This window comes from Oleiphilus sp. HI0128 (assembly GCF_001635365.1).
The window spans coordinates 1-865 of record NZ_LWGG01001234.1 but is presented as its reverse complement, the minus strand read 5'-3'; the positions used below and the strand labels follow the sequence as shown (position 1 = coordinate 865).

Here is an 865-nt window from a genome sequence, read left to right as displayed (position 1 = left end):
ACCTTGTCCTTCACCTTTTAGGAAGCGGGGTACCTTTTCGTCTATTGAGGCAGTACAGATAACTTTGGTGTCGCCAAACTCAACCAGGACAGAGCCTTCAGCATGTTTTGTGTAGTTTCGGGTGATTTTAATCTCGCGTGCTTGATCTGGTTGGCGTTCGCTTGGTCTCATAAAGTTCTTCCTATTGGGGAATTAAATAAAGGGGTACCGGGAAAATTTGCCGGCAAGTTTATCACTTTAAAGGTGGGTTTCTAAGTGCCTAGCGAGTAGAATTCGTAAATCAATTTGAACATACGTAACTGAGCTAAGTGGGGAAGTACCAATGCTGAAAAGCATGACAGGATTTGCACGTTTAGAACTTGAAAGTGAACAAGGTGTATTAACGTGGGAGCTAAGAACGGTCAATCATCGTTATCTCGAGCCTCACTTAAAAATACCGGATATGTTTCGTGAAGCGGAACCTAAACTCAGATCCTTGATGCGTAAGTACTTATCTCGGGGCAAGCTAGACTGTTCCTTAAAGTGGCAGCCCAGTAACCGTAAAGCTGATGGCTTGAAGGTGAATGCTGAAGTGCTCGCTCAGTTAAGTGAAGCCTGCCGTTCGGTAAATGAGTTATTTGATGACGTCGCACCGGTTGATGCGATCTCGGTGCTTCAATGGCCTGGCGTGATTGATAATGAGTCAGGTGACCGCCAGCAACTGTTGGCACAAGCCAATGAGTCCTTTGAGGCCTGCTTAAAAATATTATTGGAAAACCGTCAACGTGAAGGCACTCAGCTAGAGCCTCTGTTTGAAGAGCGTTTAGTCGCTATTGAAAATATCGTTAAAGAAGTGCGCGCCTGGTTGCCAGATATTCTTAAAAAG

Annotated in this window: 1 protein-coding gene and 1 pseudogene; one reads left to right on the top strand and one right to left on the bottom strand. The window is 44.9% G+C overall.

The window, feature by feature from the left end:
• A pseudogene (gene rph / locus A3763_RS20995) lies at nt 1–171 on the bottom strand (ribonuclease PH); the annotation flags it as partial.
• Between the two features lie 151 nt (nt 172–322).
• Here rph and A3763_RS20990 point away from each other — a divergent pair.
• Nucleotides 323–865 (top strand): YicC/YloC family endoribonuclease (locus A3763_RS20990; protein ID WP_304440834.1); only part of this gene is annotated, 543 nt, incomplete at its 3' end.